Source organism: Pseudomonas sp. BF-R-01, assembly GCF_019946615.1.
In the GTDB taxonomy this organism is placed as follows: domain Bacteria; phylum Pseudomonadota; class Gammaproteobacteria; order Pseudomonadales; family Pseudomonadaceae; genus Aquipseudomonas; species Aquipseudomonas migulae.
This window is the reverse complement of the sequence record NZ_JAGYFX010000007.1, coordinates 65,147-77,773: the sequence shown is the minus strand read 5'-3', so window position 1 is coordinate 77,773 and position 12,627 is coordinate 65,147. Positions and strand designations below refer to the sequence as shown.

Below are 12,627 nucleotides of genomic sequence, written 5' to 3'. Positions count from 1 at the left end.
CCATGCCGGTGACAAGTAATACCCCACCACAACCCAAATTGCCACTGTCGCATCCGGTCACGGAGGGCGGCGCCTGACTGGAGAAATCCATGAGCCACAACTGCGCATACGTCCGGCAGCACTATCAGGTGCCCGCCGAGATTGGCCGCCGCGTCATCGCCTACGGGAAGCCCGGCGTCATCCTGGCTGATCGCGGTCACTACATCGGCGTGGTGCTGGACGAAGACCCGAAGAAGCGGATCAGCAATTACCACCCGACACACGAAATGCAGTACGGCGAAATGGCCGAAACGCTGCCACTCAAAGAATGGCTGGTCCTGCCGTTCAAGCATGACTGGGATGATCTCAGCTGGAGCCGAGAGGCCCGAGAAGACTTGGTCAGGGTTTGGGCGGCCACTCGAGGTCAGGCCAAATACAAGGCCTATGAGCAGCTTCAGGATTACTGCCACAGCATCAAGGCAATGCTCTGCTTCAAGGTGCGGCGAGCCTGATCCATCTTTTAAGCCGCACCTACCGGCAACAAGTCACCAAAACCCCATACAACCGACCCCAGAATAACAGTCGCTATAGCAACTTGATCGCATATGCCGATCTGCCTGAAGTATTTAGTTCGGGTGGCGTAATAGGTTGGGCCTGACAATGATACCGATAGTGATCCGCGCATTCCGCCCACTTGGAGGTGTGCAAGAAATGCGGCGCAGGCCATCAAGGCCCCCGATCTTGCTATCCACATGCTTGGTTTTTCCATGGCGACAACCATCAGGCAGGTTGCTATTGGGATCATCAGTGCAGTTATAACGAACAAAAAATACATTCGTCTGTGCTTGAGAATCCCAGTTTCGTATGGGCACTCAACAATGTTGCCGCTCACTGTTCGCTCCTTATACCGACTCCATGCCGGGCCGAACACAAATACCCCACTTCAACGAATCACGCCAGCCGGCGAGGCAGGCGCGCATCTGGAATTCAATATGACCATCGAGCACAACGTCATCAGCTACAGCGGCGGGAAAGACAGCACCGCAATGCTTCTGCTGGCTGTCGAGCGAGAGGTCGAACACCTGCATGCAGTGTTTGCGGATACCGGTAATGAACATCCGTCGACCTATGACTACATCCGGTACGTCGAGCAGGCGACAGGCGTTCCTATCCGTTGGATTCGCGCCGACTTCACGAAACAGATTGAAGGGCGCCGACAGATGATGCGTAACGTCATAGCAGGCACACACAAAAATCAGGGGCGCTACGAGTGGACTGTCGAAATAGCTGAACAGGCACTCGAACTGCTCTACACCACAGGCAACCCTTTCCTCGATATGTGCATGGTTCACGGGCGGTTCCCCTCAACCAAAGTGGCATTCTGCTCAAAAGAGCTTAAGCGGGACCAACTGACAAAGCAGGTCCACCTGCCGCTTCTCGACGCAGGTGATGATGTTCAGTCCTGGCAGGGGGTCCGGGCTGATGAAGGGGCGAAACGCGCCCTTCTTCCGGCTTCGGAACACGTGATGACTCGGGATAACGGCTCCGAGCTTTGGAATTATCGGCCGATCCTTCCGTGGAATGCAGAGCAATGTTTCGAGATGCACCGCAAGCATGGGCTCAAATCAAACCCTCTTTACGAGCTCGGGATGCGGAGGGTCGGATGCATGCCATGCATTAACGCCGGGAAGGATGAGCTGCTGGAGATCAGCAAGCGCTTCCCGGAAGAACTTGAGCGACTCGCAGAATGGGAGCAGCTGATTTCGAAGGTCAGTAAAACCAAGGTGGCTACGTTTTTCCCCGCCTCGGACCTCGGTGCCAAGTCTGCAGCTGAAGCCGGAACGCTATCGCATGGCGTCCAGGCTAGGGTCGAGTGGGCCAAAACCTCACGCGGCGGCCGGCAATATGACCTGATTCGCGTAGATCCAGAAGTTGAGCTTTGCAGTTCGATCTACGGACTCTGCGAATAAACCTTCCTCGCCCTCTCCCCACGCCACCGCCCGGGCATGACCCGGCATAGGACGCCCCATGCCCACAGAAAACAAAATCGCCGAGCCAATGAAGGTTGAGCGTTCGACAGTCACGAAGCTGGTGATCACCGGCGCGCCGCGGCTTGACGCGATCACCGCGTTCCTCGAGGACTTCGGCCGACGCGACTGCCCGACCGAAGCGGACCCTGGCTACCAGACAGCCCAGGGCAAGATCACGATCAACTGCTGGGACAACAGCTGGAACGCCTACTGGGGTGGGATGGGCCCGCGCACCGTCGCGGAGTTCGTCGCCGACTGCGACTGGCACTACATCCTCAATTGCCTGGATCGCGGGATCAGCCCCACCGTATTCAGCGGCAACGCCCTCCACGCGCTGGCCAAGAAGTGCATCGTCCAGCGCCGCCGGCAACAGACCGGGCGCCATGATTGGGAACTGGGCGAGCTGAGCAAAGATGAAGCCCGCGAGCTTTGGCATGACATTGACGTGCTGCGCAGCATCGAGAGCTCAAGCGAATGCTGGCATCAAAGCGCACTGCTGACCGATTTGTTCGGCGATGAATGGCATTACCCGCTCGACGGCAAGGCAGTCGAAGAGAACCACAAATTCACGTACCTGCGCCGAGTTGTCGAGGCCGTCCAGGCAGCGCTGCGCCAGGAACAGCAGCAGGTAGCAGCATGAAGCGCATCTACCTCAGCGGCCGGTCGCCGCTTAAACGTCAATCAGACGAGCTGCCTGGTGTGAATCAATGATTGGAATCGCTCCAGTACCCTGATGCTCCGCGATCCACTTCCGAGTCAGTTCCACGTCGAAGCGCCAACTGTGCGCTTTCATCAACACAAGCGCCGCACCGGTGATTCGATAGTGACCGCACTTCGGGCAGGTTCTCTCCAGGTAATCTTCATCAGCATCAATCGCCACCGCAGGCTCGGCGCAAATCAAGCAAGTCATGAAGTTCTCCTTTTAGCTTTTCACTCAACTGTAGCTGACACCTACACCTCCTCCACCGCCCGGGCATGACCCGGCATAGGGCACCCCATGTGGCGCCGAACCATCGCTACGATGTAATTGGCACTTCAGCGGGGCGAAGTAGGAAACCCATCTATTCCGGCGTTACTGATTTACCAGAACGACTCGGCAAGTAATCAGATCGCTCTTTAGTGACACGATGCAATAAAGAAACGTTGTAGTCGTAAGTCGATATCAACGGTCCGGAGCCTTCCTGCCGAGCAATCCCGAGCCATTGCCTCGTTCGTTCAACGTCAAAGAATTCGTTTTTGAACTTCATCTTCGCAACAAGGTTTGCTGAGACCCTAAAGTGTCCACATCCGGCCGAGCATTTGACCTCGGACCAGCATCCTGTCGTGTGAACAATTTTAGAAGCAGCTTGGCAAATTAAGCATTGCATGTCCGATCTCCATTTCGATGACCAACTCACTGTAGCCGAACACCGGCCAAGGACCCTCCATGCCCACAGAAAACAAACCGGCTGATCCAGGCTTTGACTTGAACACGCCAGATGGCGGACGCGGTTACATCGACAACCTGTTCAAGACTGTGCTCAAGCGTCACGACTACCGTCAGTACATTAATGAGCGGCTGGCCGGCGACTTCGCGTGCACGCTGGCGCAGCACTTCGAGGAGGTCAAAGCTCGCGAACAAGCCCTACAGCAGCGCCTGAATGCAGCGGATCAACAGATTGATGACCGCGCTGGCACCTGCGAGTGGAGTCGGGAAGACGACAGCGGCATCTGGCATAGCGGCTGCGGTGTGACCTGGTCATTCCATGATGACGGTCCGGAAGAGAACGGCATGCACTTCTGCCACTCCTGCGGGAAGACATTGGTGGTTGAAGCCACCGTGTCGGAACCCGAGCGGGATGATGACTGGCATATGAACCCCTGCAAGCAAGGTCATCGCGATGTCGGTGCGTCCGGTGGAGTCGCCCACTGTTACACCTGCGGCGAAGAGATTACAGCCACCACTACGCAGGAAGCATTCGAACAGTGGAATGCAACGCACGCAGCAGTCGACGCAGCACCCGAGGCGAAGCCATGAGCGGCGCCGAGCTCTGGATGATCAACGTCCGGATGCGACGAGTTGAGGAAATCAAGTTGCACCAGCGGGCCGGCCTGAGTAACCGGCCCTGGCCGAAGTGCTACCAAGGCCCAGGCCGGACCTACATGCTCCATGAAAGCCAGGTTCACACTTCGCGCCATTCGGCGCTGGCCGCTTTGAATCGCAGCCTGCAAGCCATCTATGAAGAGCGAAACTTGAAGCAGCAAAAGCTGTTTGCCGAAATGCTGTCCATCACCTCCGAGCTGGAGCATGAACAGGCCTCCGCCTGAGCTCAACAGGAGTACATCTGTACTCCATCTCGGAATTTGGCAATCACGCCTGCGATCGCATCGGCAGTTGGCGCAGCTCCTGCTCAGCAAGTCGGCGCGCTTTTCCAACGCCCCAGGCCAAGGCACGCGTCATCGACTCACTAGGTCGGCAGTTAACGGCTTCTTCATAGAGCGCCATGCCTGTTGCGGCATACACCCCGATAAACAACTGAGTAGTGCCTGCAGTAGACAGCCTCACTTGAACGTCAAAGTGAGTTCCATCGTCGAGCTCTTCACTATGTGTCCGGGTGTAAAGCGTTGGATCTGCCCATGCCCAAAAGGCGCTGCCTCTGATACGCATCTTGTTGTCCCTCCTGCCAGCGAACAAATAAGGCACAACCATAGTTCAGTGCAAAAGAATGAAACATGACCATGACTCAGGCCAATAAATTCTAATTATTGAAACTCTCTCCTCCTTCCAAAATCAGCCCCTATAGCGGCAAGGGACAGGTGCTGCCCGGAGATTCCAGAAATTAGTCATCTGCTCTGAGATCCTCAAACTTGTGGGGTAATTCCATCCAGGCATCAAGGGATGCTATTTGGCGCGCTACAGCAGCGTCCCACGCCGGGCCCACCGCCTTATTCTCGCGCATCATCGCCTGCATGCCAGATGTCGCTTCTATGAACTCATGATGAAGCTCTATCGCCCTCTCTAAAAACTCTTCCCGCCGACTCATAGAAATTCTCCCGAGACAGGTTGAAGTGTTCGTCTCTCGAACGATGTCCACAGTCGAGAAACTGCTGCGCCTCAGTTGGTGGATTGCCTACCGACTTAGTAATTCCGAATTACCGGACCGCCGGTAAACATCCTCCCCCTTCAAAGTCAGCCGCTATAGCGGCAAAGGACAGGTATTGCCCAATGAAAAGAACAGTCGTGCTGACCGGTAAGGCGGTCGTGAATTTTCGAAAGGTGATTGAGGACATGGATGACGACGAGGTTGCCGAGTTGGTGGTCAGCGATGACTTGCGCGGGGCGCAGATCGATGACGACGACCTGCTGGACATCGAGTGGATTCACGACGATGTCGACATCAAGGTGACGCCATGATCGCCCTCGCCTGGTTCGCCTACGTGTACTGCTACAAGGGGCCACGGTGATGAACAGACCGGTAACCGAGCAGGATTTCAGAAAGCCAGAGTTCAGGGGCCAAAAGCCCGAGGACTACGAGTTCCGGGAAGACGGTGCAGTTGTCCGCAAGGATCGATGGCAAACGGCGATCCATCGGATTCGCTGCACTGTCGGACCAAAAGGCCGGGAGTTTGAAATCGTGGACGTGGTCAAGGCCGTAGAGAGGCTGGCAGGCAATTGGCAAGACGCTGAGCCTGATGAAGACCCCGTCCACCAGACGATAGACCTTCGCCTTTCCTGCGGAACGGTTCTGGCTCGATGCGAGCGAGGACCAGCCCCCGCGCCTTTCACCTGCCACTGGCAATTCGGCGCTATCGATTTCACCAGCAAGGACTTCGGCGCCGACGTCATCGAGTGGCAAGAGTCACCGCCACCACCCGCCGAACAGATCTAACCCCTCTTCCACCTACCAGCCTGCCGGTGAACGGCGGGCGAGGAATCCGCATGCCTGAACCAATCAGTTACCAGCTCGCGACCATCAAAGACATTTTCGACAAGGTGCCGACAGATCGAATCCGCGACTGCATGGAGGAGCTTGGCGTTTTACTCAGCCAGGCTGCCGCATCCCGTGACCTTTTCGCGGCTTGCGCCGAAGAACTCGGCCTGCCTCGCGAGTCCGCCGAGCCAAAACTACCTGAGTTCTTCACCTGGGTAGACGACGGCAAGGGCGAGCTTGCCTTCCACGTCGTGGCCGACTCTGGTGACGGCACGCCAGCCCCTGTATTCAGCATCGAAACACACGTAGCCCCCAAATAACCACCTTCTGCCGCCGCGCGCGGCATGGAGCACCCAATGAAACGAGAACTGATCAAAATCAGTGAGTTCCAGCGCCGGCGCTGGGGCGAGAACGGCACTCCGCAGTGCCCGCAAGCGATCCGAAACCACATCCGAAACGGCGCGGTGCCTGGGGAGCAGATCGGGAAACTCTGGTACGTTGACTGGACCGCATTCACCCGCTCGGACGGTAACGACCTGGTGGCGATGGTATTGAAAGGAGCTGCATGATGGTCCCTCGGCCGCGGAACAAGGCGAATAAGAACCTCCCGCAGAACCTGTACTTCGATGCGCGGCGCTCGACCTACCGCTACCGTCGGCCAACAGATGGGAAATGGTTTCAGTTCGGCGCCGATCGCATCAAGGCAATCGACGCCGCGAAGCAGTTAAATCTGGAGTTTATGCGCGGAGCTGACCTTGTCGGCGCGGTTATGAACCAACCCATCGATTCGTTTTCCGGCTTCCTCGACACCTACGAACGCGACGTTCTGCCGCCGCGGGAATTGGCAAAGGGCACCCTCGGCTTATACGCGGTGCACTTCAGGCGTTTCCGCAAGCAGTTCGAAGGCAAGACCGTCGACCAGATCACGATTCGCATGGTCGCCGAAATGCTGGATGCGCTTACGCCGCGGACGGCGAACCAGTGCCGTGCGCTGCTGACAGACATATTCAACCACGCCGCTTCCAAAGGGCTGTGCCCGGACAACCCGGCGGCGAGCACGATCAATCGGATCGAGAAGAAACTGCGCAAGCGTCACACCGTCGAGGGGCTGAAGGCCATCAGGGAGAAGTCGCCAGTCTGGCTGCAGAACGCGATCGACTTGGCCCTGATCACCGCGCAGCGCCGGACAGACATCCTCGACATGCGGTTCGACGGCGTCCGAGAGGGCCATTTGTACGTGGTGCAGAAGAAAACGGCCAAGGCCAGTGACGCGGCATGGATTCGATTTCGAGTGACACCGGAACTCCAGGCAGTCATCAGTCGGTGCCGTGACGATGTTGTCTCGCCGTACCTTGTCCACCGCAAACCGGATCGCCTCAAACAGAAGCAGGCGCAGACAAAGGACCACTGGACGAAGGTTGAAGAGAGGTATTTGACTCGAGCATTCAAGGACGCCCGAGACGCGGCGGAATGCTACAAGGGATGGAAGGAAGAAGAGATGCCGGGCTTCCACGAGGTTCGAGCGTTGTCGCTCCACCTGTACAAGAAAGCCGGAAAGGATGGGCAGAAAATCGCAGGTCATGCGAGCGAGGGCATGACCAGAAACTACCAGCGAGACCACGAGGAAATCGTCTGGGCTGAGGCAATTCCGGACCTGAATATCAGCGAAATCACCGGGTAGTTTTGCGCCAGTTTTGCGCGGGTTTTGCGCAGGCACAAAAAAGCCGATCTATCTGATCGGCTTAAGTGTCTGATTTTACTCAGGAAATATGGTCGGGACGGAGTGATTCGAACACTCGACCCCTAGCACCCCATGCTAGTGCGCTACCGGACTGCGCTACGCCCCGACTAGGCGTGAAACTCGTCCTTCATCTCGAAGAACGCTCAAGAATATATCGCAAGCTTTTGAAAACTGGAAGTATTCAAACGCATGAATTTATTTCTTGAGGACCACCAGCACATCTTCCAATTCGGCAATCATCTGCCGAATCATCTGTTTGTATTGAGTGGTGTCGTCTTTGGCTTCATCGCCGGACAAACGCAAGCGTGCGCCGCCGATGGTGAACCCTTGATCGTAAAGAAGCGCGCGGATCTGCCGGATCATCAGCACGTCTTGTCGCTGATAATACCGGCGGTTTCCGCGCCGTTTGACGGGGTTGAGTTGAGGAAACTCCTGCTCCCAATAGCGCAGCACGTGCGGTTTTACCGCACACAGCTCGCTGACTTCACCAATGGTGAAGTAGCGTTTGCCTGGGATGACGGGTAGCTCGTCGTTATGACTTGGTTCCAGCATAAGCCTCAACTCGGGCCTTCAACTTCTGCCCTGGACGAAAGGTGACCACACGGCGAGCCGTGATCGGGATTTCTTCACCCGTTTTCGGATTGCGGCCAGGCCGCTGGCGTTTGTCCCGAAGGTCGAAATTGCCGAAACCGGACAATTTGACTTGTTCGTTGTCTTCAAGAGCGTGCCTGATTTCTTCAAAAAACAGTTCGACCAATTCCTTGGCCTCCCGTTTATTCAGGCCCAGCTCTTCATACAGACGTTCCGCCATTTCAGCTTTCGTCAGAGCCCCCATACGTCACTTCCTTAACGTGGCGTTCAACCTTTGTTCGAGCGAGGTGAGGATGTTTTGCGTCGTGGTATTCACCTCATCGTCATTAAGAGTGCGCGATGGATGCTGCCAGGTCAAGCCGACTGCAAGGCTTTTTCTATCAGGATCAATGCCTTTACCCTGATACACGTCAAATAGCCTGAGGTCCGTCAGCCATTCCCCTGCATTTTCACGGATTACGTCCAGTACAGCGCTGGCTGCGACGTCTTTTTCGGCGATCAGCGCAAGGTCACGACGCACTTCAGGAAAGCGCGACAACTCCTGGAATTTAGGCATTTTACCCAACGCCACTTCGGCCAGAACCAGCTCGAAAACGAAGACCGGACGGTCGAGACCGAGGGTTTTCGACAATTCAGGGTGGATTGCGCCAACGAAACCTACCAAACGGCCTTCGCGCTCGATGCGTGCGGTTTGACCCGGGTGCAACGCTGGGTGTTTGCCCGGCACGAACGTGAACGAATCCAGTGCACCGGCGAAGCCCAGAACCGCTTCCACGTCAGCTTTCACGTCGAAGAAATCCACGACGTCGCGGCCTTGCGCCCAGCCTTCCGGAAGACGAGTACCGCAAACGACACCTGCCAGCATCGGCTCTTGCTTCAAGCCTTCCAGCTGACCGACAAAACGCAGACCGCTTTCGAACAGACGCACGCGATCCTGTTGACGGTTCAGGTTGTGCTGAAGCGCCTTGACCAGACCAGGCCACAAGGACGAGCGCATGGCCGCCATGTCGTTGGAAATCGGGTTAGCCAGCAACAGCGGCTCGACACCCGGATTAAACAACTCGAATTGTTTCGGATCGATGAAGCTGTAGGTGATCGCTTCCTGATAACCGCGAGCCACCAGCAGGCGACGCAGTTCAGGCAGATCGCTACGCGCTTCAGCCTTGGCTTGCGGCGCCAGACGGGCTTGCGGATAGCGAACCGGCAGACGGTTGTAACCGTACAGACGGGCCAGCTCTTCGATCAGGTCGACTTCGAGGCTGATGTCGAAGCGGTGGCTTGGCACTTCAACGCGCCACTGCCCTGCCCCATCGGCAGAAATCTTCAGACCCAGGCCGCTGAGCAGACGCTCGACTTCGGCCGAATCCATTTCCATACCCAGCATCTGAGTGATGCGTTGCGCACGCAGAGTAACCGGCGCAATCGAAGGCAGGTGCTGTTCGCTGACGGTCTCGATGATCGGGCCGGCTTCGCCGCCAGTGATGTCCAGCAGCAGGCCAGTGGCGCGCTCCATGGCTTCACGGGCCAGTTGCCAGTCCACGCCACGCTCGTAGCGGTGCGAGGCGTCGGTGTGCAGGCCGTAGGAACGAGCCTTGCCAGCCACGGCGATCTGATCGAAGAACGCACTTTCAAGGAAAATGTCACGAGTGGTCGCGGTGTTGACGCCGCTGTGCTCGCCGCCCATTACGCCGGCGATTGCCAGGGCGCGAGTGTGGTCGGCGATCACCAGCGTATCGCTACGCAGGCTGACTTCCTGACCGTCGAGCAGCACCAGCTTCTCGCCCTCTTCGGCCATACGTACGCGGATGCCGCCATTGATTTCGGCGAGATCGAACGCGTGCAGCGGCTGACCCAGTTCCAGCATCACGTAGTTAGTGATGTCGACGGCCGCATCAATGCTGCGCACATCGGCGCGACGCAGGCGCTCGACCATCCACAGCGGCGTAGGCTTGGACAGGTCGACGTTGCGGATCACTCGCCCCAGGTAACGCGGGCAAGCGGCTGGTGCCAGCACTTCAACCGAACGCACTTCATCGTGCACGGCTGGAACGGTCGCCACGACCGGGCGGGTGACTTCAGCGGCGTACAGCGCGCCGACTTCACGGGCCAGACCGGCCAGGGACAGGCAGTCGCCGCGGTTCGGGGTCAGGTCGACCTCGATGCTGGCGTCGTCCAGGTTCAGGTATTCACGAATGTCCTGACCGACCGGTGCATCGACCGGCAATTCCATCAGGCCATCGTTGCCTTCGCCCACTTGCAGCTCGGCTTGCGAGCACAGCATGCCGTTGGACTCAACGCCACGCAGCTTGGCTTTCTTGATTTTGAAGTCGCCCGGCAGTTCGGCACCGATCATGGCGAACGGAATCTTCAGGCCCGGACGCACGTTTGGCGCACCGCACACGACCTGAAAAGTCTCCGAGCCATTGCTGACCTGGCAAACACGCAACTTGTCAGCGTCCGGGTGCTGCTCGGTGCTCAGCACCTCGCCCACCACCACACCGCTGAATTCACCGGCGGCCGGCGTAACGCTATCGACCTCAAGACCGGCCATCGACAGACGGGCAACCAGCTCGTCGCGACTTACCTGCGGGCTAACCCAGCCACGCAGCCATTGTTCACTGAATTTCATCCTGCTCTCCTAAGAATTCGTTACGACTAGCGAAATTGCGCGAGGAACCGCAAGTCGTTGTCGAAGAACAGACGCAAGTCGTTCACGCCGTAACGCAGCATGGCCAGACGCTCAACGCCCATGCCGAAGGCAAAGCCCGAAAACTCTTCCGGGTCGATCCCGGACATGCGCAGCACGTTCGGGTGAACCATGCCGCAGCCCATCACTTCCAGCCAGCCAGTCTGTTTGCAGACACGGCAGCCTTTGCCGCTGCACATCACGCATTCCATGTCGACTTCAGCGGATGGCTCGGTGAACGGGAAGTACGAAGGACGGAAACGCACGGCCAGTTCTTTTTCGAAGAACACGCGCAGGAATTCTTCGATGGTCCCTTTCAGGTCGGCGAAGTTGATATCGCGATCGACCAGCAGGCCTTCGACCTGGTGGAACATCGGCGAGTGGGTGATATCGGAGTCGCTACGATACACACGGCCTGGGCAGACGATGCGGATCGGTGGCTGTTTCGATTCCATGGTGCGGACCTGTACCGGCGAGGTATGGGTGCGCAACAACATGTTGGCATTGAAATAGAAGGTGTCATGCATCGACCGGGCCGGGTGATGGCCTGGGATGTTGAGCGCTTCGAAGTTGTGGTAATCGTCTTCGACCTCAGGACCTTCGGCGATGCCGTAGCCAATGTGGGTGAAGAACTGTTCGATACGTTCCAGAGTGCGAGTAACCGGATGCAGACCACCCGAGGTCTGGCCACGGCCAGGCAGGGTCACGTCAATGGACTCGGCAGACAGTTTGGCGGCCAGGTCGGCCTCTTCAAACAGTGCCTTGCGGGCATTGAGAACCTCTGTGACACGCTCCTTGGCAACGTTGATCAGGGCGCCGACTTGCGGACGCTCTTCTGCCGGCAAATTCCCCAGGGTCTTCATCACCTGAGTCAATTCACCCTTTTTGCCAAGGTAGTGAACCCGGATTTGCTCCAGGGCATTGATATCTTCAGCGCTTTGCACAGCCTCTAGTGCTTGAGAGACGAGCGCATCCAGGTTTTCCATGTACAGACTCCAGATACAAAATAGGGGAAGAGCTTGAAGGCTCTTCCCCTATTTATGACGTTTAACACCTGGCCCCACAGAGGTGAGGCCGGGTGACTGTCGGGGGTACTTAAGCCAAGGTGGCTTTAGCTTTCTCGACAATCGCAGCAAACGCCGCTTTTTCGTTCACTGCCAGATCAGCCAGAACCTTACGGTCGATCTCGATGGACGCTTTTTTCAGGCCGGCGATGAAACGGCTGTAGGACAGACCGTTGATACGTGCACCAGCGTTGATACGAGCGATCCACAGAGCGCGGAACTGACGTTTTTTCTGACGACGGTCACGGTAGGCGTATTGGCCTGCCTTGATTACCGCTTGCTTGGCAACACGGAATACGCGCGAGCGAGCGCCGTAGTAGCCTTTAGCAAGTTTCAGAATTTTTTTGTGACGTTTACGGGCAATGACGCCACGCTTTACACGAGCCATGAGTTACTTCCTCTATTCTTGACTAAAATTAACGAAGGCGCAGCATGCGCTCGACTTTTGCCACGTCAGACGGATGCAGCAAGCTGCTACCGCGCAGTTGACGCTTACGCTTGGTCGACATTTTAGTCAGGATGTGGCTCTTGAAAGCGTGCTTGTGCTTGATACCGTTAGCAGTTTTCAGAAACCGCTTAGCAGCACCACTTTTCGTTTTCATTTTTGGCATGTTCGGATACTCCG

General features: G+C 57.1%; 20 protein-coding genes and 1 tRNA gene. 10 read left to right on the top strand and 11 right to left on the bottom strand.

Features of this window, described 5'->3' with window-relative positions; translation table 11 throughout:
* Positions 1-89: 89 nt before the first annotated feature.
* Positions 90-491, top strand: coding sequence for a hypothetical protein (locus tag KGB27_RS05085; RefSeq protein WP_192416139.1), 402 nt, complete (start codon positions 90-92; stop codon positions 489-491).
* An 8-nt stretch (positions 492-499) separates the two neighbouring features.
* On the opposite strand, the gene KGB27_RS05080 is transcribed toward KGB27_RS05085, so the two are convergent.
* Positions 500-871: a hypothetical protein gene (locus tag KGB27_RS05080; RefSeq protein WP_192416137.1), complete on the bottom strand. Its 372-nt coding sequence runs from the start codon at positions 869-871 to the stop codon at positions 500-502.
* A gap of 100 nt (positions 872-971) precedes the next feature.
* Between KGB27_RS05080 and KGB27_RS05075 the strand changes: the two genes are divergently transcribed.
* Both KGB27_RS05075 and KGB27_RS05070 read left to right on the top strand, forming a co-directional pair.
* Positions 972-1,949 (top strand): phosphoadenosine phosphosulfate reductase family protein, encoded by a 978-nt coding sequence (locus KGB27_RS05075; protein ID WP_223553379.1) that lies wholly within the window; start codon positions 972-974, stop codon positions 1,947-1,949.
* A gap of 58 nt (positions 1,950-2,007) precedes the next feature.
* Positions 2,008-2,649: a hypothetical protein gene (locus KGB27_RS05070; protein ID WP_223553377.1), complete on the top strand. Its 642-nt coding sequence runs from the start codon at positions 2,008-2,010 to the stop codon at positions 2,647-2,649.
* Positions 2,650-2,679: 30 nt separating this feature from the next.
* On the opposite strand, the gene KGB27_RS05065 is transcribed toward KGB27_RS05070, so the two are convergent.
* Positions 2,680-2,919 carry a hypothetical protein gene (locus KGB27_RS05065; protein WP_223553375.1) on the bottom strand — a complete coding sequence of 80 codons (240 nt, stop codon included), beginning with the start codon at positions 2,917-2,919 and terminating at the stop codon, positions 2,680-2,682.
* Positions 2,920-3,435: 516 nt separating this feature from the next.
* Here KGB27_RS05065 and KGB27_RS05060 point away from each other — a divergent pair.
* A complete protein-coding gene (locus KGB27_RS05060) occupies positions 3,436-4,026 on the top strand; it encodes a hypothetical protein (protein ID WP_223553373.1) in 591 nt (196 codons plus the stop codon).
* Positions 4,023-4,316, top strand: coding sequence for a hypothetical protein (locus KGB27_RS05055; protein WP_223553370.1), 294 nt, complete (start codon positions 4,023-4,025; stop codon positions 4,314-4,316). Before KGB27_RS05060 ends, KGB27_RS05055 begins: the two co-directional genes overlap by 4 nt.
* Positions 4,317-4,359: 43 nt before the next feature.
* Here the strand turns inward: KGB27_RS05055 and KGB27_RS05050 are convergent, their stop codons facing one another.
* Together KGB27_RS05050 and KGB27_RS05045 are read right to left on the bottom strand one after the other, a co-directional pair.
* Positions 4,360-4,656 (bottom strand): hypothetical protein, encoded by a 297-nt coding sequence (locus KGB27_RS05050; protein WP_223538738.1) that lies wholly within the window; start codon positions 4,654-4,656, stop codon positions 4,360-4,362.
* A gap of 172 nt (positions 4,657-4,828) precedes the next feature.
* Positions 4,829-5,032, bottom strand: coding sequence for a hypothetical protein (locus KGB27_RS05045; RefSeq protein ID WP_223553368.1), 204 nt, complete (start codon positions 5,030-5,032; stop codon positions 4,829-4,831).
* Positions 5,033-5,214: 182 nt separating this feature from the next.
* Between KGB27_RS05045 and KGB27_RS05040 the strand changes: the two genes are divergently transcribed.
* From KGB27_RS05040 to KGB27_RS05020, 5 genes are read left to right on the top strand one after another with little or no spacing between them, the layout of a single operon-like run.
* The gene (locus tag KGB27_RS05040) at positions 5,215-5,403 is read left to right on the top strand and encodes a hypothetical protein (protein ID WP_223553367.1); all 189 of its coding nucleotides are present in this window, start codon (positions 5,215-5,217) and stop codon (positions 5,401-5,403) included.
* A gap of 49 nt (positions 5,404-5,452) precedes the next feature.
* Entirely contained in the window at positions 5,453-5,878 is a 426-nt protein-coding gene (locus KGB27_RS05035) for a hypothetical protein (RefSeq protein ID WP_223553366.1), read from the top strand.
* Positions 5,879-5,928: 50 nt separating this feature from the next.
* Positions 5,929-6,240 carry a hypothetical protein gene (locus KGB27_RS05030; RefSeq protein WP_223553365.1) on the top strand — a complete coding sequence of 104 codons (312 nt, stop codon included), beginning with the start codon at positions 5,929-5,931 and terminating at the stop codon, positions 6,238-6,240.
* A gap of 36 nt (positions 6,241-6,276) precedes the next feature.
* The gene (locus tag KGB27_RS05025; RefSeq protein ID WP_059404374.1) at positions 6,277-6,489 is read left to right on the top strand and encodes a hypothetical protein; all 213 of its coding nucleotides are present in this window, start codon (positions 6,277-6,279) and stop codon (positions 6,487-6,489) included.
* Entirely contained in the window at positions 6,489-7,601 is a 1,113-nt protein-coding gene (locus KGB27_RS05020) for a phage integrase Arm DNA-binding domain-containing protein (protein ID WP_223553474.1), read from the top strand. The genes KGB27_RS05025 and KGB27_RS05020 overlap by 1 nt, the downstream gene beginning before the upstream one ends.
* Positions 7,602-7,690: 89 nt before the next feature.
* Here KGB27_RS05020 and KGB27_RS05015 read toward each other — a convergent pair.
* The 7 genes from KGB27_RS05015 to rpmI all read right to left on the bottom strand — a co-directional run bounded on the left by KGB27_RS05015 (position 7,691) and on the right by rpmI (position 12,613).
* Positions 7,691-7,767 (bottom strand) — tRNA-Pro (locus KGB27_RS05015).
* An 89-nt stretch (positions 7,768-7,856) separates the two neighbouring features.
* On the bottom strand, positions 7,857-8,213 hold the full coding sequence (locus tag KGB27_RS05010) for a MerR family transcriptional regulator (protein ID WP_003179985.1): 357 nt from the start codon (positions 8,211-8,213) through the stop codon (positions 7,857-7,859).
* Complete coding sequence (gene ihfA, locus KGB27_RS05005; protein WP_002553164.1) at positions 8,194-8,496, bottom strand: integration host factor subunit alpha; 303 nt, start codon at positions 8,494-8,496, stop codon at positions 8,194-8,196. The genes KGB27_RS05010 and ihfA overlap by 20 nt, the downstream gene beginning before the upstream one ends.
* Before the next feature lie 3 nt (positions 8,497-8,499).
* The gene (gene pheT, locus KGB27_RS05000) at positions 8,500-10,881 is read right to left on the bottom strand and encodes a phenylalanine--tRNA ligase subunit beta (RefSeq protein ID WP_008023968.1); all 2,382 of its coding nucleotides are present in this window, start codon (positions 10,879-10,881) and stop codon (positions 8,500-8,502) included.
* A 26-nt stretch (positions 10,882-10,907) separates the two neighbouring features.
* Positions 10,908-11,924, bottom strand: a complete 1,017-nt coding sequence (pheS, locus tag KGB27_RS04995; protein WP_007905876.1) for a phenylalanine--tRNA ligase subunit alpha — start codon at positions 11,922-11,924, stop codon at positions 10,908-10,910.
* A gap of 109 nt (positions 11,925-12,033) precedes the next feature.
* On the bottom strand, positions 12,034-12,390 hold the full coding sequence (rplT, locus tag KGB27_RS04990) for a 50S ribosomal protein L20 (protein ID WP_007905879.1): 357 nt from the start codon (positions 12,388-12,390) through the stop codon (positions 12,034-12,036).
* A gap of 28 nt (positions 12,391-12,418) precedes the next feature.
* Complete coding sequence (rpmI, locus tag KGB27_RS04985) at positions 12,419-12,613, bottom strand: 50S ribosomal protein L35 (RefSeq protein ID WP_002553160.1); 195 nt, start codon at positions 12,611-12,613, stop codon at positions 12,419-12,421.
* Positions 12,614-12,627 lie beyond the last annotated feature (14 nt).

What these genes read in the sequence shown, in the direction of transcription:
- KGB27_RS05085 (WP_192416139.1), top strand. Translation starts at nt 90, where the DNA reads ATGAGCCACAACTGCGCATACGTCCGGCAGCACTATCAGGTGCCCGCC.
- KGB27_RS05075 (WP_223553379.1), top strand. Translation starts at nt 972, where the DNA reads ATGACCATCGAGCACAACGTCATCAGCTACAGCGGCGGGAAAGACAGC.
- KGB27_RS05070 (WP_223553377.1), top strand. Translation starts at nt 2,008, where the DNA reads ATGCCCACAGAAAACAAAATCGCCGAGCCAATGAAGGTTGAGCGTTCG.
- KGB27_RS05065 (WP_223553375.1), bottom strand. Translation starts at nt 2,919, where the DNA reads ATGACTTGCTTGATTTGCGCCGAGCCTGCGGTGGCGATTGATGCTGAT.
- KGB27_RS05060 (WP_223553373.1), top strand. Translation starts at nt 3,436, where the DNA reads ATGCCCACAGAAAACAAACCGGCTGATCCAGGCTTTGACTTGAACACG.
- KGB27_RS05055 (WP_223553370.1), top strand. Translation starts at nt 4,023, where the DNA reads ATGAGCGGCGCCGAGCTCTGGATGATCAACGTCCGGATGCGACGAGTT.
- KGB27_RS05050 (WP_223538738.1), bottom strand. Translation starts at nt 4,656, where the DNA reads ATGCGTATCAGAGGCAGCGCCTTTTGGGCATGGGCAGATCCAACGCTT.
- KGB27_RS05045 (WP_223553368.1), bottom strand. Translation starts at nt 5,032, where the DNA reads ATGAGTCGGCGGGAAGAGTTTTTAGAGAGGGCGATAGAGCTTCATCAT.
- KGB27_RS05040 (WP_223553367.1), top strand. Translation starts at nt 5,215, where the DNA reads ATGAAAAGAACAGTCGTGCTGACCGGTAAGGCGGTCGTGAATTTTCGA.
- KGB27_RS05035 (WP_223553366.1), top strand. Translation starts at nt 5,453, where the DNA reads ATGAACAGACCGGTAACCGAGCAGGATTTCAGAAAGCCAGAGTTCAGG.
- KGB27_RS05030 (WP_223553365.1), top strand. Translation starts at nt 5,929, where the DNA reads ATGCCTGAACCAATCAGTTACCAGCTCGCGACCATCAAAGACATTTTC.
- KGB27_RS05025 (WP_059404374.1), top strand. Translation starts at nt 6,277, where the DNA reads ATGAAACGAGAACTGATCAAAATCAGTGAGTTCCAGCGCCGGCGCTGG.
- KGB27_RS05020 (WP_223553474.1), top strand. Translation starts at nt 6,489, where the DNA reads ATGGTCCCTCGGCCGCGGAACAAGGCGAATAAGAACCTCCCGCAGAAC.
- KGB27_RS05010 (WP_003179985.1), bottom strand. Translation starts at nt 8,213, where the DNA reads ATGCTGGAACCAAGTCATAACGACGAGCTACCCGTCATCCCAGGCAAA.
- ihfA (WP_002553164.1), bottom strand. Translation starts at nt 8,496, where the DNA reads ATGGGGGCTCTGACGAAAGCTGAAATGGCGGAACGTCTGTATGAAGAG.
- pheT (WP_008023968.1), bottom strand. Translation starts at nt 10,881, where the DNA reads ATGAAATTCAGTGAACAATGGCTGCGTGGCTGGGTTAGCCCGCAGGTA.
- pheS (WP_007905876.1), bottom strand. Translation starts at nt 11,924, where the DNA reads ATGGAAAACCTGGATGCGCTCGTCTCTCAAGCACTAGAGGCTGTGCAA.
- rplT (WP_007905879.1), bottom strand. Translation starts at nt 12,390, where the DNA reads ATGGCTCGTGTAAAGCGTGGCGTCATTGCCCGTAAACGTCACAAAAAA.
- rpmI (WP_002553160.1), bottom strand. Translation starts at nt 12,613, where the DNA reads ATGCCAAAAATGAAAACGAAAAGTGGTGCTGCTAAGCGGTTTCTGAAA.